This is a genomic window from Mesorhizobium sp. WSM4816 (assembly GCF_055811535.1).
Genome location: NZ_JBVVQR010000009.1, coordinates 38,262 through 55,992, shown reverse-complemented (window position 1 = coordinate 55,992; position 17,731 = coordinate 38,262). Strand labels below are relative to the sequence as shown.

Annotated in this window: 19 protein-coding genes; 10 read left to right on the top strand and 9 right to left on the bottom strand. The window is 63.9% G+C overall.

What is annotated here, in order from left to right; genetic code table 11:
• The first annotated feature begins 6 nt into the window (after positions 1-6).
• The 5 genes from recN to AC0L3H_RS12940 all read left to right on the top strand — a co-directional run bounded on the left by recN (position 7) and on the right by AC0L3H_RS12940 (position 6,067).
• A complete protein-coding gene (gene recN / locus AC0L3H_RS12960) occupies positions 7-1,677 on the top strand; it encodes a DNA repair protein RecN (RefSeq protein WP_473585713.1) in 1,671 nt (556 codons plus the stop codon).
• A gap of 140 nt (positions 1,678-1,817) precedes the next feature.
• The gene (ligA, locus tag AC0L3H_RS12955; RefSeq protein ID WP_473493966.1) at positions 1,818-4,022 is read left to right on the top strand and encodes an NAD-dependent DNA ligase LigA; all 2,205 of its coding nucleotides are present in this window, start codon (positions 1,818-1,820) and stop codon (positions 4,020-4,022) included.
• On the top strand, positions 4,019-4,711 hold the full coding sequence (locus AC0L3H_RS12950; RefSeq protein ID WP_473516926.1) for a DUF2461 domain-containing protein: 693 nt from the start codon (positions 4,019-4,021) through the stop codon (positions 4,709-4,711). Before ligA ends, AC0L3H_RS12950 begins: the two co-directional genes overlap by 4 nt.
• A gap of 334 nt (positions 4,712-5,045) precedes the next feature.
• Entirely contained in the window at positions 5,046-5,774 is a 729-nt protein-coding gene (locus AC0L3H_RS12945; protein ID WP_473585712.1) for an AzlC family ABC transporter permease, read from the top strand.
• Positions 5,771-6,067, top strand: coding sequence for an AzlD family protein (locus tag AC0L3H_RS12940; protein WP_091594168.1), 297 nt, complete (start codon positions 5,771-5,773; stop codon positions 6,065-6,067). The genes AC0L3H_RS12945 and AC0L3H_RS12940 overlap by 4 nt, the downstream gene beginning before the upstream one ends.
• Before the next feature lie 24 nt (positions 6,068-6,091).
• Here AC0L3H_RS12940 and AC0L3H_RS12935 read toward each other — a convergent pair whose 3' ends face one another.
• The 6 genes from AC0L3H_RS12935 to AC0L3H_RS12910 form a co-directional block, all read right to left on the bottom strand.
• Positions 6,092-7,231, bottom strand: coding sequence for a DUF1501 domain-containing protein (locus AC0L3H_RS12935; protein ID WP_473585711.1), 1,140 nt, complete (start codon positions 7,229-7,231; stop codon positions 6,092-6,094).
• A 37-nt stretch (positions 7,232-7,268) separates the two neighbouring features.
• Complete coding sequence (locus AC0L3H_RS12930) at positions 7,269-8,639, bottom strand: DUF1800 domain-containing protein (RefSeq protein WP_473585710.1); 1,371 nt, start codon at positions 8,637-8,639, stop codon at positions 7,269-7,271.
• Positions 8,640-8,711: 72 nt separating this feature from the next.
• Positions 8,712-9,179 (bottom strand): periplasmic heavy metal sensor, encoded by a 468-nt coding sequence (locus tag AC0L3H_RS12925; RefSeq protein ID WP_473585709.1) that lies wholly within the window; start codon positions 9,177-9,179, stop codon positions 8,712-8,714.
• Positions 9,176-9,580: a hypothetical protein gene (locus AC0L3H_RS12920; protein WP_473585708.1), complete on the bottom strand. Its 405-nt coding sequence runs from the start codon at positions 9,578-9,580 to the stop codon at positions 9,176-9,178. Before AC0L3H_RS12920 ends, AC0L3H_RS12925 begins: the two co-directional genes overlap by 4 nt.
• Positions 9,577-10,125 carry an RNA polymerase sigma factor gene (locus AC0L3H_RS12915; protein WP_473585707.1) on the bottom strand — a complete coding sequence of 183 codons (549 nt, stop codon included), beginning with the start codon at positions 10,123-10,125 and terminating at the stop codon, positions 9,577-9,579. The genes AC0L3H_RS12920 and AC0L3H_RS12915 overlap by 4 nt, the downstream gene beginning before the upstream one ends.
• A gap of 198 nt (positions 10,126-10,323) precedes the next feature.
• Positions 10,324-12,168 carry an aminopeptidase P family protein gene (locus AC0L3H_RS12910; RefSeq protein WP_473585777.1) on the bottom strand — a complete coding sequence of 615 codons (1,845 nt, stop codon included), beginning with the start codon at positions 12,166-12,168 and terminating at the stop codon, positions 10,324-10,326.
• Between the two features lie 477 nt (positions 12,169-12,645).
• Here AC0L3H_RS12910 and AC0L3H_RS12905 point away from each other — a divergent pair, with 477 nt between their 5' ends.
• Positions 12,646-12,831, top strand: coding sequence for a hypothetical protein (locus AC0L3H_RS12905; RefSeq protein ID WP_029351430.1), 186 nt, complete (start codon positions 12,646-12,648; stop codon positions 12,829-12,831).
• Between the two features lie 35 nt (positions 12,832-12,866).
• Here the strand turns inward: AC0L3H_RS12905 and AC0L3H_RS12900 are convergent, their stop codons facing one another.
• Complete coding sequence (locus tag AC0L3H_RS12900) at positions 12,867-13,739, bottom strand: 50S ribosomal protein L11 methyltransferase (RefSeq protein ID WP_473585706.1); 873 nt, start codon at positions 13,737-13,739, stop codon at positions 12,867-12,869.
• Positions 13,740-13,825: 86 nt separating this feature from the next.
• Positions 13,826-14,401, bottom strand: a complete 576-nt coding sequence (locus AC0L3H_RS12895) for an SCO family protein (protein ID WP_128246426.1) — start codon at positions 14,399-14,401, stop codon at positions 13,826-13,828.
• Positions 14,402-14,606: 205 nt separating this feature from the next.
• Here AC0L3H_RS12895 and AC0L3H_RS12890 point away from each other — a divergent pair, with 205 nt between their 5' ends.
• The 3 genes from AC0L3H_RS12890 to AC0L3H_RS12880 all read left to right on the top strand — a co-directional run bounded on the left by AC0L3H_RS12890 (position 14,607) and on the right by AC0L3H_RS12880 (position 16,325).
• Positions 14,607-15,125: a CreA family protein gene (locus AC0L3H_RS12890; protein ID WP_473585705.1), complete on the top strand. Its 519-nt coding sequence runs from the start codon at positions 14,607-14,609 to the stop codon at positions 15,123-15,125.
• A gap of 70 nt (positions 15,126-15,195) precedes the next feature.
• Positions 15,196-15,837 carry an LbetaH domain-containing protein gene (locus AC0L3H_RS12885; protein WP_473493977.1) on the top strand — a complete coding sequence of 214 codons (642 nt, stop codon included), beginning with the start codon at positions 15,196-15,198 and terminating at the stop codon, positions 15,835-15,837.
• A 77-nt stretch (positions 15,838-15,914) separates the two neighbouring features.
• Positions 15,915-16,325 carry a low affinity iron permease family protein gene (locus AC0L3H_RS12880; RefSeq protein ID WP_473520158.1) on the top strand — a complete coding sequence of 137 codons (411 nt, stop codon included), beginning with the start codon at positions 15,915-15,917 and terminating at the stop codon, positions 16,323-16,325.
• Positions 16,326-16,328: 3 nt separating this feature from the next.
• Here AC0L3H_RS12880 and AC0L3H_RS12875 read toward each other — a convergent pair whose 3' ends face one another.
• Positions 16,329-17,195 (bottom strand): SDR family NAD(P)-dependent oxidoreductase, encoded by an 867-nt coding sequence (locus tag AC0L3H_RS12875; protein ID WP_473493978.1) that lies wholly within the window; start codon positions 17,193-17,195, stop codon positions 16,329-16,331.
• Positions 17,196-17,328: 133 nt separating this feature from the next.
• On the opposite strand from AC0L3H_RS12875, the gene AC0L3H_RS12870 reads away from it, so the two are divergent.
• Complete coding sequence (locus AC0L3H_RS12870; RefSeq protein WP_473520120.1) at positions 17,329-17,610, top strand: hypothetical protein; 282 nt, start codon at positions 17,329-17,331, stop codon at positions 17,608-17,610.
• The last annotated feature ends 121 nt before the right edge of the window (positions 17,611-17,731 follow it).

Below are 17,731 nucleotides of genomic sequence, written 5' to 3'. Positions count from 1 at the left end.
GTCAGCATGCTTTCCAGACTGTCGATCCGCGATATCGTTCTGATCGAGAAGCTGGACATCGACTTCTCGTCCGGTCTTTCGGTGCTGACCGGCGAAACCGGTGCTGGAAAATCCATCCTGCTCGACGCGCTGTCGCTGGCGCTTGGCGCCCGCGGTGACGCCTCGTTGGTGCGGCATGGCGCGGCACAGGGCCAGGTCATCGCCGTGTTCGACGTGCCGCGCAACCATCCTGCCCGCATGCTGCTTGCCGACAACGCTATCGAGGACGATGGCGACATCATCCTGCGCCGCGTGCAGACGGCGGATGGCCGTACCCGCGTCTTCGTCAACGACCAGCCTTCCAGCGTGACACTGATGCGCGATGTCGGTCACGCGCTGGTCGAGATCCACGGCCAGCATGACGAGCGTGCCCTGGTCGATCCCGGCGCCCATCGCGAATTGCTCGACAGTTTTGGCGGTCATCTCGGCGCTGTGCGGGCGACCGGCGAGGCATGGCGGTACTGGCGGGCCTGCGAACTGGAACTTTCGCGGCATCGTGCCAAGGTGGAAGCGGCGGCCCGCGAGGCCGACTATCTGCGCGCCGCGGTCGCCGAATTGACGAAGCTCGATCCCCAGCCAGGCGAGGAAGCCGACCTCGCCGAGTTGCGCGCCTCGATGATGCGGGCGGAAAAGATCGCCTCGGAAATCCACGATGCGCAAGATGTGCTCTCGGGCCCGTCTTCGCCCCTGCCGCAACTCGCCAGCCTGTTGCGACGGCTGCAGCGCAAGGTGACCGAGGCGCCCGGCCTGCTCGACGACGTGGTCAAATCGCTCGATGAGGCGATGCTGTCGCTCGACGCAGCGCAATCGGGCGTGGAAGCGGCACTTCGCGCCACCGAATACGATCCGCGGCGGCTGGAACAGGCCGAGGAGCGGCTGTTTTCGCTGCGCGCCGCCTCACGCAAGCACAGTGTGGCGGTCGACGATCTGGCGCAATTGCGCGACACGATGGCCGCCGATCTCGCCGATCTCGACGCCGGCGAGGAGCGCCTGCACGGGCTGCAGAAGCAGGCCGCCGCCGCGTGCGAGACCTATGACATTTCCGCTGCCCAGCTTTCGTCGCTTCGCCATGCGGCGGCAGTCGGGTTGACCAGGGCGGTGATGGCCGAACTGCCGGCGCTGAAGCTCGAACGGGCAGCCTTCATCGTCGAAATGACAAGCGAGGCCGAGAGCCGCATGGAAGACGGCATCGATCAGGTCGAGTTCTGGGTGCGCACCAATCCCGGCACAAGACCGGGCCCGATGATGAAAGTCGCCTCCGGTGGCGAACTTTCGCGGTTCCTGCTGGCGCTGAAGGTGGCGCTGGCCGACCGCGGCTCGGCGCCGACCTTGGTGTTCGATGAAATCGACACCGGCGTTGGCGGCGCGGTGGCTGACGCCATCGGGCAAAGGCTGGCGCGGCTGTCGAAGCGCGTGCAGGTGCTTTCGGTCACGCACGCGCCGCAAGTGGCGGCACGCGCGGCGACGCATTTCCTGATCTCCAAATCCGGCGGCGCCGATCGCGTCGCCACCGGCATCGCCGAGATGGACCGGGCGGCGCGCCAGGAAGAGATCGCGCGGATGCTTGCCGGGGCGACCATCACCGACGAGGCGCGCGCGGCCGCCGAGCGGCTGCTGCGAGAGAACACCGCAGCATAGCGGAGCTCATGCTCGGCGTCGTGGATCGAGTCAGGATGTGGCTCCATCCCGCTGTTCAGCAATGATTTTTTCGTGCCCGGTCTCTCCCTCATGAGAGAATCCTGTTCTATTGTGTCGCGCCATCGGGAAGGGAGCAATGCATGGCCGAAAAACCAGTTGATTCGCTCAGCGAAAGCGAGGCCGCAAGCGAGCTAAAGCGGCTGGCGGCTGAGATCGCCGAGCATGACCGGCGCTACCACACCGAGGATGCACCGATTATAACGGACGCGGAGTATGACGCGCTAACGCGGCGCAACCTCGCCATCGAACAGCGCTTCCCCGCTTTGGTGCTAGAGGATTCGCCATCGCGCCAAGTGGGCGCGCCACCGGCGGAAGGCTTTGCCAAGGTGCGCCATGCGGTGCCGATGCTCAGTCTCGCCAAGGCCTATACCGACCAGGACGTCACCGACTTCATCGAACGTGGCCGGCGATTCTTTGATCGCGACAAGGATCTCGATATCGCCTTCACGGCTGAGCCGAAGATCGACGGGCTATCGGCTTCTTTGCGTTATGAAGGTGGTGTGTTCGTGCAGGGAGCAACGCGCGGCAACGGCTCCGTTGGGGAGGACATCACCGCCAATCTCAGGACAATCGCCGACATTCCCAAGACACTGAAGGGCTCAGGCTGGCCTGATATCATCGAAATACGCGGTGAGGTCTATATGACCTATGCAGAATTCAAGGCGTTGAAGGAACGGTCGGCAGCGGTCGGCGGCCAGGACTACGTCAATCCGCGCAATACGGCGGCCGGATCCTTGCGCCAGAAGGATCCGTCCGTTACCGCCAGCCGCAAACTCAACTTCTTTGCCTACGCATGGGGCTATACATCCGAGGACCCAGCTCCGACCCAATACGATTCAGTGCAAAGATTCGCGGAGTGGGGGTTCAAGATCAGTCCGCTGATGGTGCGGGCGAAGTCGGTCGAGGAACTGGTCGCGCACTATCACCTTATCGAGGCCCAGCGCTCATCGCTTGGCTACGACATCGACGGCGTCGTCTACAAGATCGACCAGTTGGAGTTGCAGCGTAGATGGGGTTTCGTCACCGGCGAACCACGCTGGGCCATCGCCCACAAATTTCCGGCTGAACAGGCGATGACGACCGTGCTTAGGATCGACATTCAGGTTGGCCGTACCGGCACGCTGGCGCCCGTTGCACGGCTAGCTCCCGTCACCGTTGGCGGCGTGGTGGTCGAAAATGTCACGCTTCACAACGAAGACTACATCAAGGGTCTGGACAGCAACGGCCAGCCGATCCGCGACGGTTATGACGTACGTATCGGCGACACAGTCGTGATCCAGCGGGCAGGGGACGTTATTCCGCAGATCGTCAGCGTCGTTATCGACAAGCGTCCGCCTGATGCCGTGCCCTACGAATTCCCGCACAAATGTCCGATCTGCGGCTCACCGGCGACGCGCGAGATCAACGAAAAGACCGGCAAGGAAGATTCCCGCCGACGCTGCACCGGCGAACTGATCTGTCCCGCGCAGGCCGTCGAAGGATTGCGCCACTTTGTGTCACGCGGCGCCATGGATATCGAAGGCCTGGGCGCCGAATACATAGACCTGTTCTTCAATGCGGGGTTGATCAAAACAGCCGCCGATATCTTTACTCTCAGGGATCGCCGTCCCGCAGTCACCAAGGCTCTGGCTGAGCGGCGCGAGGAGCAGGCCAGACAGCGCGAGGCCGCATCGGGCAAGACGCGCAAGAATGTACGCGGTGTCGAGGAACGCAACTACGAAGGTCTCGACAAGCTCTTCGCCGCCATCGACGCTCGCCGCGAACCAGAACTAGATCGCTTCATCTTCGCGCTGGGCATCCGCCATATCGGTGAAACGACGGCCGCTGTGCTTGCCCGATCCTTCTCGACCATTGAGGAGCTGATCCGCATCGGCAAGGACACAGCAGCGGCTGCCGATCCACACACCGTTTTCCCATCTATCAACGGCATCGGCGACACGGTGATAGGTGCGCTTCGCGATTTCTTCGGCAATGAACGCAACGACGACGTGCTTGAAGCGCTGCTCGCGCAGGTCCACCCGAAACCGTACATTGTAAACGTCTCGGCCGACAGCGCGGTCGCCGGCAAGACGATCGTGTTTACAGGCACGCTGGAAAAGATGACACGCCCCGAAGCCAAGGCGATGGCGGAACGTCTCGGCGCGAAGGTCGCGGGCTCGGTTTCTGCGAACACCGATCTCGTCGTTGCCGGGCCAGGTGCTGGCTCCAAGCTCAAGCTTGCCACCGAACTCGACATCGAGGTGATTGACGAAGACGCTTGGTTGGCGCGGATCGGCAAGGCGTGACGGTGGCGTTCAGCGGTTTCGGCCAAAAGGCCATTCCCTTCCTCAAGGCGCTCGATTTTCATCAGAGCCGGGAGTGGTTTCTGGAAAACCGCGACCTCTTCGAAAGCGAGCTGCGCGACCCCTTCGGCGATCTGGTCGAAACGCTCTCCGAGCGCTTCGCGGCAGCGGGGCTGGGCTTGCGCGGCGATCGCAAGAAGTCGCTGTTCCGGATCAATCGCGACGTGCGCTTCGCCAGGGACAAGCGGCCCTACAACCGGCATCTGTCGGCAATCCTCTCGCCTGATGGCACCAAGATGGAACAGGGCGTGTTCTTCATCCATATCGGGCTTGAGCGCTGTTTTGCCGGCGTCGCCTGGTGGCAGCCCGGACCGGCGCTGCTGCTGGCAATGCGCAACGCCATCGCGACGCGGCCGGGTGAATTCCGGGCGCTGATCGAGGCGCTGAAGCAAAACCGCCTCGAACTCGATGCGGAAGGCTGCATGAAGCGCGCGCCACGCGGCTTCGAGCATGTCACGGCGGCCGATCTCGCGGCGGCCATCCGCAACCGGCATTTCGCCGTCCGGCACGAAATCGACCCTGCGGGAATCCACGGGCCGGCGCTGGTCGACGAGCTGGTCGATTTCGCCTTGCGGGCCAAGCCGCTGCTCGACTGGGGCAGGGCGATCGAAGCCAAGGTCCCGGTGGACTGAGCACTGGCCGAAACGCGCACGCCTGAACCTGCGACGAGGATCACTTCCGCTGATCGTTGGCTCAAGCGAATTGGTGTGACAAGGCTGACAGCGCTCCCTACATACCAGCTTTCCCCCGCATCGGCCCGAAAATCGGGATCGATTTTCGGATGGCCCGACGCGTGGATTCAAAGTGTTAGAGCGTCCTTTGATCGTCCAAAAGGACGAGCGGCGCTCTGTGGATTCAAAGTGTTAGAGCGTCCTTTGCTCGTCCAAAAGGACGAGCGGCGCTCTGTGGGTGTTAGAGCGTCCTTTGCTCGTCCAAAAGGACGAGCGGCGCTCTAAGGAGTGGCTGATGTCGGCGGAAGCAATCTCCGAAAACCGCGCAAAAAGCGATTTCTGGCAAGGCGTGCGGCTCAGCATGCCCGTCGTGGTGGCGGCGGCGCCGTTTGGACTGCTGTTCGGGGCGCTCGCCGTCGACAACGGATTTTCGGTGCTTGAAGCCTTGCTGATGAGCGCCATGGTTTTCGGCGGCGCCAGCCAGATGGTCGGCATCGAATTGTTCGGGCAGCATGTCGCGCCATGGCTGATCGTGCTGTCGATCTTCGCCGTGAATTTCCGCCATGTACTTTACTCCGCGGGCATCGGCCGGCGCATCGCGCACTGGCCGCCGCTGCAGCAGGCGGTCGGCTATTTCCTGCTCACCGATCCGCAGTTCGCCGTGGCCGAGCGCAAGGTGGAGGCTGGCGAGACGGTCGGCTTCGCCTGGTATATGGGGCTTGGCCTGCCGGTCTATGTGTTCTGGGTGACCGAAAGCGCGCTTGGCGCGGTATTCGGCAGGCTTATTCCCGATACCCATGCGCTGGGCATCGATTTTCTGCTGCCGATCTATTTCCTCGGACTGGTCATGGGCTTTCGCAAACGGCCGCTGTGGCTGCCGGTGGTCGTCGCCAGTGCTGCTGCTTCCATCATCGCCTACGAGACGGTGGGCTCGCCCTGGCACGTCTCGATTGGCGCCGTGGCTGGCGTGCTGCTCGCGGTCATCCTGCCGCCGCGCCACAGCGGCGTGGAGGCGCGGCCATGAGCACGACCTTGTGGATCATCATCGCCGGCGCGATCGCGACCTATCTGACCCGCATCGGCGGCCATCTGGTGATCTCGCGCTTCGAAAACATCCATCCGCGCGTCGAGGCCGGGCTGAACGCCGTGCCTGCCGCAGTGCTGACGACGCTGGTGGCGCCGGCAGCACTTGGCGGCGGGCCGGCGGAATGGGCGGCATTGATCGTCGCCGGGCTGGTCTCGCTGCGCGGCGGGCTTATGGCGATGTTTTTGGCCGGCGCCGTCGTGCTGGTGCTGGCCCGGCAATTCGTCGGATAACCGGACCGGCTGAGTACGCCAGTCCTATTTGCGCACGATGTTGGAGATCGCGGGATCGAATCGACCTCCTGCAAAGAGCCTGCGCATCGTCTCTTGCGGATCGAGACCAAACGTTTCGGCTGATGTCACCGCAATCAGCGCGTCGAGGTCGAGCGTCGGGGCGAGGTCGCGTCCTTGGTAGAGTGCACCGGTAGACAGTCCCGGCCAGTCGGCCAGCACCCGCCCGCCATTCACCGCTCCGCCAGCGATCATCGCAGCCGATGCCGTACCGTGGTCGGTGCCGCCAGTGCCGTTGACGGCGACAGTGCGGCCGAACTCGGTGGCGACCAGCACGGTCGTATCCTTCCAGATATCGCTGAGGCCAACGTGCAACCCATCGATGAGCGCGTCGAGCGCTCTGAGTTGGTTGGCCAGCCTGGCTTGCTGGCCACTATGGGTGTCCCAGCCGCTGGTTTCGATCATGGCAACGCGCGGGCCGTCGGCCTTGGAGAGGAAGCCCGCAGCGGTGCGGCCGACGCTCGCTGCATCCTTGCGCTGCGCGTTCACCGCGCCCAACGCCCGTGTCTCCATCGCGCTGCTCCACAGCGCATGCAGCTGTTCGTCGGCGTCATAGAGCTTGCCGACGCGCATCATCAGGTCGTCCGGCGCCTCCGGCAGGGCGGACGGCGCATAGGAGGTGACGTCTGCCTCGCCTCGCAGCGCCAGCGGGATGATCGGTGCAAAAGCGATTGCTTCGCCGCGAGACTTCGGCAGCATGCCGACCAGCCGGTTCAGCCAACCGTCCTTGCGCTCATAGGGCGAGCTGCCGCCGCTTTCGAGCACATTTTGACCATCGAAATGCGAGCGCTCGCGATAGGGCGAAGCGACCGCGTGGACGAACAGCGCCTGCTTGTCCTGATGCAGCTTGCGGAGACCGGTGAGCGAAGGATGCAGGCCAAACGTGCCGTCAAGCTTTATCGGATCGTCGATGGCCAATGGGCCGCGCAGTGCGCGGTAGGCGAGGTCGGCATAGGGAACGATGGTGTCCAGCCCGTCCGCGGCGCCGCGCTGGATGATGAAAACGAAGCGGCGATCGGTTTCCACATTGGCGAAGACGATGCGCGGCGCGATCAGCATCGAGCCGAGGCCGGCGCCGGCGAGAGTAAGGAATTGACGGCGTTCCATCTTGGTCATCTCCTCTGGAAATCATCTTCGCTGAAAGTCATCTTCGTTGGAATTCGGGCGACACGAGCAGCAGCGCGATGCCGGTGCGCCGGCTCTCGGCGCGCTCGATCTCGGCCATCGTCAGGTCGCTGAGTGAGCCGGCAAAGAGTTTTCGCGCGAGATCTCGCGGATGGATATCGCCAACCTGCGCGGCGAGGCGCTGCGCCACCTCGACCCGGCGGACCAGTGCGTCGGGTGCTGCCCAGCTCCCGGCAACATCGTCATAGCCGGCCGGCGAACTCGGCCGCCATGCCGGTTGGCCGAGTTGGTTGAGCAGTTGCGCCAGACGCGGCTTGCCGAGTTCGCTGCGGCCCAGGCCGCGCAGCGCCGAGATCGTCCATTCCCACGGCGTCTTGAACTTCGCCGCTGCTGGTTGCCAGGCTTCTGGACTGTCGAGGAGCGCGCGGTAGACCGCGACGAGATCGCCCTTTGACCGGCGAAAGGCTTCGGCGAGCCGCGTCACGACCGCGGCCGGCGGCTCGTCGGCGATGAAGTGGCGCGCCAGCTTGGTTGCGATGTGCGTTGCGGTTGCCTCGGCCGCCGCGAGGTCGCCGAGCACGGCGAGCGCCTGTTTGTCGCCGCGCTGGTCGTAGGTCTGGCCGATGATCGTGCGTTGGCCCGGTTCGTGCAGCCCGGGTCGAAAGGTGAAAGCGCCGGCCTGGCCTCGCCCTTTAGCGCGTCCGGTGCTGAAACCGGTCAGCGCCAGTGCGAATTCGGTCACGTCGGCCTGGCTGTAGCCGGAGCGTGCACCGAGTGTGTGCAGTTCCATGATTTCGCGGGCCAGGTTCTCGTTGATGCCGGGTTTGCGCTTGGCGCTGCGTTTTGCGGCGCGTTTGGCAACTTTCGAGTTGGGACCGATCGAGCGCACCTGGTCGAGATAGAACAGCATCGCCGGGTGGCGCTCGGCGGCGAGCAGCATATCTTCGAAGCGGCCGAGCACATGTGGGCGGATCGCCTCGCGCTCGAAGGCGCCGGCGATCAGGGTCGCCTGCGGTTTCTCCGCCGAGATGGCGAAATGGTTCGACCAGAAATGCACGAGCCGTTCGACGAAGGGGGTCGATGTTTCGAGCGCTGCGCGTGCTCGCATGTCGACCTCGTCGCGATAAAGCGCTTGAGCCTCCTGGCGTGCCGCCTTGCGGGCGGCCATCTTTGCGGCCGCGTCGGCGTCTTTGGCCTCGAGCATCGCTTCGGCATAGCCGGCGCCGAGTGTGGCCGAGTCCTGCGCGCCGGAAAAGACCGCCGGGTTTGCGTCGTAGCTTTCGAACTGCGCTATCAGCCAGGATTTCGGGTCGGCCGGCGCCTCGTCGTCGGGCCGGGCGCCCAGGCCGAAGCGGTTAAGCGCAACCGCGACATCGCTCGGACTTGCCAATGGTGCCTCCGTCAGCATTGCTTTTGGAGGCTTCAACGCGGCAGCGACTGGAATCCGTCGCTGTTTCCAGCTCTATTTTTCGCCCGCTCGGCGCAGCATGTTGCTGCGGCCGCGCAGGCCGTCGACAAGTCGCGCCCTGTCGGCTGGCGTCAGTCCCGTCGCGAAGGTCACGATTGCCTGTTCGAGCCGGCCGCGCAGCGCCATATCGGCTTGCCGGACCGAGGCGAGCGTCTCATTGACCGCCGCTGCGTCGATCGGCTCAGCCTCGATCAGGCGCGCCACCGCCTCGCGGCCGACCCGAGCCGCTTCGATGTCGGCAGCCGACTGGCGCCGCGCCTCTGCGAGCGCCTGGCGGAACGCCTTGCGCTGGTCGGGCGGCAGGCCGGCCGCGGCGAAGCGCAGGCCGCGCTGGTCGCCCGCTCTGTCGCGCTGCCCCTGCTGCGCCTGCCATATATAGCCAGCGCCGGCGGCGGCGCCGAGCACGAAGACGTTCAGTGCCAGCGAGACGGCAAGCAGGATCCTGATGCTGCGTTCGCTCATTGCACGTCCCCCTGCATGTCGCCGAATGCGGTCAGCGCATAGGTGTCGCCATCGTCAGGGGCGCTGTCGGGCGGCAGCAGCACGGCGACTGTCAGCGCCCCGGCCAGCGCGCCCGCCAGTCCGATGCCGGCCAATCCGGCACACCGCCAGACGAGTTGGGTGCGGCGCCAAAGCGCAGACGGCGCCGTGGCGATGATCCTTCGCGCGAGCGCGTCGTCCGGAGCTGCCACGCGATGGCGCGACAGCAGATCGTCGAGCTCCACCGCCGGTGCAAGTGCGGCTTCGGCTTGAGCCGGATTGGCGGCGATGAAGTCCAGCGCTGCCGTGCGCTCGTTTTCAGGCCAGCGCTGCGGCGACCCGCCATAGGCGGCAACGAGCTCGGAAAACCTATCTGGAGTCATGTCATTTCGTCCCTGTCTCGTCCGAGCCTGGAGCGCAGCTGCCGCCGCGCCCGCGACAACAGGCTTTCCAATGCCTCGATGCTGATCCCCATGACCTCTGCCGCATCGCTGTTCGAAAGCTCCTGATAATACTGCAGCACGATCGCCTCGCGCTGGCGCTCCGGCAACTCGGCCAGCGCGCGCCGCACCTTGTGCTGATCGTCGGCCGCGAGCATATCCGCTTCCACGCCCGGGCGTTCGTCGGGGCGATCGGGAAGTTCCGCCACCGGCGTCTCCCGCCGCCTGCGCAGCCGGTCGTAGCAGAGATTGAGTGCGACGCGATGCAGCCAGGTGTCGAACTTCGCCTCGCCGGCGCGCCAGCCCGGAGCCGCCCGCCAGATGCGCAAGAACGTCTCCTGCGCGACATCCTCGGCCTCGCCGCGGTCGCCCAGCATTCGCGTGGCGAGACGGATCAGCCGCGGCGGCTTGCGCTCGACCATGGCTTCCACCGCAGCCGCATTGTTCTGAGCGATCAGCGCCAGCAGCCGCTCGTCGGTTTCGCCCACGCTCTGCCTTCTCGTTCCACCACGCCAGACCTTGTGCCGACACGACCGTCACCCTGCACCCGCCATGTGTCTTCAACGAGTTTCGCTATGAAATCCGTCGGCGACCCTTGGAGGTAGAAGGCAGCGATAAGGCCGCAGGCCATTGCCTGCGGACCGGCATCCTGGGTCCCTAGCTGAGCCACCAGTCTTTCCGAGAAATCAAATCTTCTGGTCGTGCGGCAGCGGTGCGGTTGCCTTCTCCAGCCAGGCCAGCGTCTCGCCGTCGAGCATCGGTCCGATCTCGGCCAGCACGCGGGCGTGGTATTGGTCGAGCCAATGCAGCTCATCGCGCGTCAAAAGGTCAGACCGCACCAGCCTGATGTCGATCGGCGCCAAGGTTAGCGTCTCGACGCCGTGCATGGCGATGTCGCCGCCCTCTATCGGCTCGGCCGGCGTCACCAGGATGAGATTCTCGATGCGGATGCCGTAAGAACCCTCCTTGTAGTAGCCCGGCTCGTTGGAGACGATCATGCCCGCCAGCAGCTTTTCGGTGCCGGTCCTGGCGATGCGTTGCGGGCCCTCGTGCACGGCCAGATAGGAGCCGACGCCGTGGCCGGTGCCGTGGGCGAAATCGCAACCGTGTTTCCACAGGGCAAGGCGCGCCACGGCGTCGATCTCGGAGCCGCGCGTGCCCGGGGGAAAGCGCAGCATGGAAATGCCGATCATGCCCTTCAGCACCAGCGTGAAGCGTTCGCGCATTTCCTCGGTCGGTGTGCCGATCGGCACGGTGCGGGTGATGTCGGTGGTGCCGTCCTGATACTGCCCGCCCGAATCGAGCAGGAACAGTTCGCCAGACTGAAGCTTTCGGCTGGTGGCGCGGGAAACGCGGTAGTGCATGATGGCGCCGTTCGGGCCGGCGCCGGCGATGGTATCGAAGGACACGTCGCGCAGCGGCATCTGCGTTTCCTCGCCGGTGCTGCGGCGGCACTCCTCGAGCTTGGTGACGACCGCGATCTCGTCGAGCTTGCCGGGTTCCTGGCGGTCGAGCCAGCAAAGCAGCTTGGCGACCGCGGCGCCATCGCGGCGGTGCGCGGCGCGGGCGCCGTTGATTTCGGCCTGGTTTTTCGTCGCGCGTGGAATGCGGGCAGGGTCTGGCGCGGTGATGACGGTGCCGCCATTGTCCTCGACCAGCATTCTCAGTCTCTCCGCCGCCAGCACCGGATCCAGCGCGATCTTCGCGCCGCCCTTGGCCAGGGCTGCGATCGCAGCTTCGAATTCACCGGGTTCGTGCAATTCGGCGAGCTGCGTCAGGTAGGCCGCGACAGTGCGTGAAAACTTGCGCTGATCCATGAAAAGCAGGTGCGATCGATCGGCGGCGAGCACAGCGAAGCCGAGCGCCAGCGGTGTGTGCGGCACATCGCTGCCGCGGATGTCGAAGGCCCAGGCGATGGAGGACGGGTCGGTCAGCACGGCATGGGTGGCGCCGTCCTTGCCGATCGACTCGGCCAGCCGCGCCAGCTTGTCCTTGGCCAATTCGCCGGCAAAGCCGATAGGATGAAGCTCGACCGGCGCCAGCGGCGGTTCGGGCTGGTTCTCCCAAATGGCGTCGATCGGATTCCTCTCGAGCGGCACCAATGTCGCTCCCGATTTTTCGGCCGACGCTTTCAGCGCTTTCACGTCGCCGATCGTCTGCAGCCACGGGTCGAAGCCAAGCCGCACGCCCTTGCCGAGATTGTCCTTGATCCAGGTGCCGGGCGGATTGTCGACCAGGCTTTCGATCGAAAAGATGTCGAGATCGACCTCGTGGCGCACCTGCAGCGTGTAGCGGCCGTCGACGAACATGATGGCACGGTCGCCGAGCACGATGGCGACGCCGGCCGAGCCGCTGAAGCCGGTCAGCCATTTCAGCCGCGCCGAGCGGTCGGCGACATATTCGCCCTGATGCTCGTCGGCACGAGGCACGATGAAGCCGTCCAGCCCGTTGGCCGCCAGCCATTGACGCAGCAACGCCACACGCGGCTTGCCGACGGCGGGGTCGCCTGCGGATTCAAAGGTCTGGAACATCATGGCCTCTCCTCGGATGCTAGATGTGAGCGGCGGACTTTCAAGTCGAACCGTGCCGCCGCTCACATCTAGCTTTTTTGTTTGAGCATCGGGTTTTCCCAAAACCGGTTTCCACTTTTGGGCCCGATGCTTTGGCGCGACCGTAGCGCATGACCCCGGAAATCGGAATCGACTTTTGCTGCGCCAGGCGCAGGCCGGATTCGGTCCAGCAGGGCAATCGCTTCAGGTCTGCGCTGCCCCTCATTGCCCTGCCCGTCCTCCGCAGCAGCTGCGGAGGATGGACCGGACTCTCCCCGTATAGTGACGGGAGAAGGTACCGGCAGGCGGATGAGGGGCGGCGCCGGCATCGACAGTGGTCATCGACGTGCGCTTTTGCGCATGGACGCCATGCAGAATCAGCGATTTAAAAAAAGGTCAGCAGAGCTTACCTTTTTGGCGTGGAGGAACGAGTCTTACTGCCCTGCAAAGGAGACCATCATGTCCACGATTTCAGCCAGACGCGGATTTTTCAGAAGCGCCGTGAACGCTCTCATCGAAGCGCGCCAGCGCGAAGCGAGCCGCTATGTGAGCGGCGTTCTGCTTGGTTTTGACGACGAAACGCTGAAAGCCAACGGCTACGATCGCGAAGAACTGAAGAAGGCGGCAAGGTCGCGCTATGTCTGAGCGAATTTGCGGCGTGCGGTTGAAGGCGCTGCGCGTCACCGCTTGAGGTGGATTGTCACCCAGCCTTCGCGATGCAACGTCCTGACGTGACGGAACCGCTGGCCGACATAGGCGGAGATCACCGCGTCGCGCTGCCGGTCGAGGATGCCCGACAGCACGATCGAGCCGCCTAAACCGACATGCCTGGCCATTTCGGGCGCCAGCCGCATCAGCGGCCGCGCCAGTATATTGGCGACGATGAGGCCAAAAGGCCCGCGCGCGGCAAAAATCGGATGGTGGAAGCCCGGCGCCGTCACCGTTTCGACGAGCGCCTTGACGTGGTTGAGCCGCGCGTTGGCGGCGGCGACTTTTGTGGCGACCGGATCGATGTCGGTCGCCAGCACCGGGATATGGGCGAGCTTGACCAGCGCGATGGCCAGCACCGCGCTGCCAGTGCCGAGGTCGAGCGCGTTGCGCGGGCGCTCGCGCCGCACGACCTGTTCCAACATTTCGAGGCATCCGGCGGTGGTGCCGTGATGGCCGGTGCCGAAAGCCAGGCCCGCTTCGATCTCGATGGCGAGTTCGCCGCTGTGGCGCTTCCTGCGGTCATGCGCGCCGTGGACGAAGAAACGGCCGGCGCGTACCGGCTTCAGTCCCTCCAATGAACGCGTCACCCAGTCGATATCCGGCACGGGCTCGCGCGCAATCGGCCTCGACAGGGCCAGCCCGGCAAGGATCTCCTTCAAGCGCGCCTCGACGGAATCGACATCGCCGTCGGCATAGAGTGACACTTCGTGGATGTCGCGGTCCTCGTCGACTTCGACCAAGCCAATCGGCAGGCCCTCATCTTCGAATGCCGCTTCGAACGCCGCGAAGATACGGTCGGCCTCGATCTTTCCAGTGCTGAAATAAAGCCGCGTTTGGGTCATCAAACGATTTTCTTCGTGCGCATGATCTTGTCCGAAAACCGGTTCCCACTTTTCGCTGGCGCGGACCGTCGGTTCGGGACCATGCACTAACCTGCCGCCAGCCGCTTGAGCTTGGCGATGGCGGCGTCCGGGCTTTCGCCATAGGCGATGGTGCCGGCGAAATCGCCCCTGGCGTTGAGCAGCAGCACCGAAGCAGTGTGGTCCATCGTGTAGTCGCCGTTGCCGGTATCGACCTTTTTCGAATAGATGCCGAAGGATTTGGCCATGGCGCGGACCTTGTCCGGGTCGCCGGTGATGCCGAGGATGCGATCGGAGAAGTTGCTGATATAGGCGTTCATGATTTCGGGCGTGTCGCGCTCCGGGTCGACCGTCACGAAATAGGCGCGCAGGTTCTTGCCATCGTCGCCCATCGTCTTCAGCCAGCCGGCCAGTTCGAACAGCGTGGTCGGGCAGACTTCCGGGCAGTGGGTGAAGCCGAAGAAGACGACGCTGGGCTGGCCGCGAAAGGCAGCCTCGGTGATTGGAGCGCCCTTCTGGTCGACCAGCGTGAACGGCGCGCCGAACGGCTCGCCGCCATAATGCCCGCGGTACCATTCAAAGGTGAGCCAGCCGATGCCCGCCGCCATCAGGACGAGAATGCCGACCAGTATTGAACGCATCATCAATTGGCTGTCCGTCGCGATTTTCATTGGCGCCGTGTCGGCGCCTTTGGAGCTTGTTGGGCGAACACTCTTAACGGTTTGATCTCGCTCGCGCAAAGATGTCGCGTTGCCGCAACCGGCTTTCTCTTAAAAAATGATCCGCTTGCAAAGTGCTGCCCGCCGTCCCACCTGAGGTCGGCAAAACTCGAACGGCAGGAGGCTTCGTTTGCAAAGGTTGATTGGGCCAGGACTGATTGGGCGAAAACTGATCGGCGGCGCTCTGGCCGCGTGCCTTGTCGTCGGTGCTGGTGCGGCTGTCGCCCAGGAGGTCGGCAAAGTCGGCGTCGACTGGCTCGGCAACGACATCATCGTTGAGGCGATCAAGGACCCGAAGGTCGAAGGCGTGACCTGCCATGTCTCTTATTTCGACCGTGGCGTGATCGACCGCCTGCAAAAGGGCAACTGGTTCGAGGACCCATCCGATTCCTCGATCGCCTGCCGCCAAACCGGGCCGATCACCATCGGCGACATCGACATGAGCGAGGCCGGCGAGGAGGTGTTCAAGCAAGGCATCAGCCTGATCTGGAAGAAACAGGTGGTGAACCGCATCTACGACAAGACCAACGAGACCCTGATCTATCTGTCGCATTCGCGCCAGGTGCAGGACGGTTCGGCGAAAATGTCGGTCACCACGGTGCCGCTCTATGGCCAGAACGTGGTGTGGACCAACGGCAAGCCGAAATAGGCTCTGGAAACAGGTGACAACGATTGGTCCCCGCTTGCGGGACTAATCGCTCGGGCGTAAAGCCGCCGGCATGGACCCTCCCGAAAATCTTGTCCTGAAAGACCCCGAGCCGCGCATTCATCCGACCGCGGAATTGAAGGCATGCAAGCTTGGGCGCTACGCCTCGATCGGCGAGCGGGTCATCCTGCGCGAAGTCATAGTCGGTGACTTCTCCTATTTCGAGCGCCATGCCGAGGCGATCTACACGACAACAGGCAAGTTCTGTTCGATCGCCGCCAACAGCCGTATCAACGCGCTCGAGCATCCGATCGAGCGGTTGACCCAGCACAAGGTCAGCTACCGGCCAAACGAGTATTTTCGCTGGCTGGGCGTCGACGCGGCGTTCCGCGAACGGCGGCGGGCGACGTCCGTCACCATCGGCCACGACGTCTGGATCGGCCATGGCGCGGTAATCATGCCTGATGTGACCATCGGCAATGGCGCGATCGTCGGCGCCAATGCGGTGGTGACGCGCGATGTACCTGCCTATGCGATCGTCGCCGGCGTTCCGGCCAAGCCGCTGCGCCAGCGTTTTGCCGAGAAAACCGCTGCGCGGATTGAAAGCCTCGGCTGGTGGGACTGGTCGGTCGAAAAACTCGCCAGGGCCATTCCCGACATGCAGGCGCTTTCCATCGAGGCCTTTCTCGACCGCTGGGAGCACGAAATCCCCTGATCCTTGCGGGTCTCTGAACGGCTACGTCGGTGAAAGGAGGGAACCCGGAGCGGATGCTGGTTGTTTCTCCTGCCATGATGGAGAAGCTTTTCACCAGGATCGCCACCTACGTTGCCCATCTTGCCGGTCTGCCGGCGACATTCGCCGTCTGTTTTCTGATCATCGTCGTCTGGGCGGCAAGCGGACCGATGTTCGGGTTTTCCGATACGTGGCAGCTCATCATCAACACCGGCACGACGATCGTCACCTTCCTGATGGTGTTCCTCATCCAGAATACCCAGAACCGCGATGGCACGGCGATTCAGACGAAACTCGACGAGTTGATCCGGGTCGGCAAAGCTCACAATACCTTTATCGGCATCGAGCACCTGACCGAATCCGAGGTCGAGGAGATCCGTAGAAAATGTGAACAGGCGGCGAAACGGCATGATACGGCGGGCATGAAAGCCACTGCACAAAAGCGCGGCTCGAAGACGCATGCGGCGTGAGCGTCAGCTTTCCATGAACGTCGCGAAAGCGTCCTTGTGGTCCGGGTGCCAGCGCGACAGAGCAGGGCGATTTTCGATGATATCGCCGATCGCCCAGGCCATGCGCTTTTCGTCCATAGGCCGCGTCGCCTCGTTGTCGGGGCACAGGATGTAGAAGTCGCCACGCACCAGCGCGGCCAGCATGAAGTCGATCACCTGCTCGCCGGTCCAGGCGCCGGCGGGCTTTTCGGTTGCACCCTCGGTCAGGCCGGTAAAAGTGAACCCCGGAATGAGCAGATGCGCAGCAATCTTTCCGCCGGGCTCGTTGCGCAGCGCATGCGCCAAGCCTTCGGTAAAGCTCTTCACGCCCGATTTGGAGACGTTGTAGGCAAGGTTGCCGGGCGGCGTGGTGATGCCTTGCTTGGAGCCGGTGTTGACGATCAGGCCCGGTTTTCCTGCAGCCAGCATGCGTGGTACGAAGGCCTCGACGCCATGGACGACGCCCCAGAAATTGATGTCCAGCAGCCGCTTCCAGGCGTCGCGGTTCTCCCAGGGTTTGCCGGGATTGTTGCCGACGCCGGCATTGTTCATCAACAGCGACACGCCGCCGAAGGCATCGAATGCCTTTTCGGCCAGCCGGTCGACTTCGTCGGCTTTCGAGACGTCGGTGGCGACCGCGAGTACCGCGCTGTCGCCGGCAATGGTTGCAACCGCGCCGGCAGCCTCGTCGAGCCGCGCGCCGCCGATGTCGGCAAGCACGATTTTCAGGCCCATTGCCGCCAGCCGCCTGGCCGCGGCAAGGCCGATGCCGCTGGCGCCGCCGGTGATGACGGCAACGTTGCCGGAGCCAAGGGCAGGCAAAGCGCTCTGGATTTCGGCGTCGGTGGTCATCGATAGTGTCCTCGTTCAGGTTGCGCCGAACTTAACGCGGCGACAGGCTCGCGCAAGCCCCGTTTGGGCGCCCTTGGGTTGACCACATCGGGAGGCGCTGCGCATGCTGTCCGCGTAAGAAGGAGATTACCGATTGACCGACTGGATCGAGATCCTGAAAGAACAGACCGCCGCCGGTGACCAGATGAGCCGTGAGGTGCCGCAAATGCTTGCCAATCCCGACATCAGCGAAGCGCAGGTGAGAACGCTGTTTTCGGCGCTCGAAAAACAAGCGGAATTCGTCGAGAAGCTGCGCATGGCGCTGGAAAAATTCGGCCATGATTTTTCGGTGATCAAGGCGGCCGAGCGGCTGGAGGAACGCTATGCCGACCTCGCCGCCTCGGTGGCCGAAAAGCTGAAAGCAATGCGGGGATAGGGCGGTACCTGTTTTTCGATCTGCTTTTCGAATCTTCTGTCTGGACGCACCGGATCATGGCAATCCGCACATAGAGCGCGACGCTAATCCGTTGATTGACGAAGGTTCAGCGCGATTGCGG

Bases quoted from the DNA above. Each gene is read 5' to 3' on its own strand.
- AC0L3H_RS12885 (WP_473493977.1), top strand. From the start codon at position 15,196: ATGGACCCTCCCGAAAATCTTGTCCTGAAAGACCCCGAGCCGCGCATT.
- AC0L3H_RS12895 (WP_128246426.1), bottom strand. From the start codon at position 14,401: ATGATGCGTTCAATACTGGTCGGCATTCTCGTCCTGATGGCGGCGGGC.
- ligA (WP_473493966.1), top strand. From the start codon at position 1,818: ATGGCCGAAAAACCAGTTGATTCGCTCAGCGAAAGCGAGGCCGCAAGC.
- AC0L3H_RS12945 (WP_473585712.1), top strand. From the start codon at position 5,046: ATGTCGGCGGAAGCAATCTCCGAAAACCGCGCAAAAAGCGATTTCTGG.
- AC0L3H_RS12905 (WP_029351430.1), top strand. From the start codon at position 12,646: ATGTCCACGATTTCAGCCAGACGCGGATTTTTCAGAAGCGCCGTGAAC.
- AC0L3H_RS12880 (WP_473520158.1), top strand. From the start codon at position 15,915: ATGGAGAAGCTTTTCACCAGGATCGCCACCTACGTTGCCCATCTTGCC.
- AC0L3H_RS12940 (WP_091594168.1), top strand. From the start codon at position 5,771: ATGAGCACGACCTTGTGGATCATCATCGCCGGCGCGATCGCGACCTAT.
- AC0L3H_RS12920 (WP_473585708.1), bottom strand. From the start codon at position 9,580: ATGACTCCAGATAGGTTTTCCGAGCTCGTTGCCGCCTATGGCGGGTCG.
- AC0L3H_RS12875 (WP_473493978.1), bottom strand. From the start codon at position 17,195: ATGACCACCGACGCCGAAATCCAGAGCGCTTTGCCTGCCCTTGGCTCC.
- AC0L3H_RS12910 (WP_473585777.1), bottom strand. From the start codon at position 12,168: ATGTTCCAGACCTTTGAATCCGCAGGCGACCCCGCCGTCGGCAAGCCG.
- AC0L3H_RS12935 (WP_473585711.1), bottom strand. From the start codon at position 7,231: ATGGAACGCCGTCAATTCCTTACTCTCGCCGGCGCCGGCCTCGGCTCG.
- recN (WP_473585713.1), top strand. From the start codon at position 7: ATGCTTTCCAGACTGTCGATCCGCGATATCGTTCTGATCGAGAAGCTG.
- AC0L3H_RS12900 (WP_473585706.1), bottom strand. From the start codon at position 13,739: ATGACCCAAACGCGGCTTTATTTCAGCACTGGAAAGATCGAGGCCGAC.
- AC0L3H_RS12925 (WP_473585709.1), bottom strand. From the start codon at position 9,179: ATGAGCGAACGCAGCATCAGGATCCTGCTTGCCGTCTCGCTGGCACTG.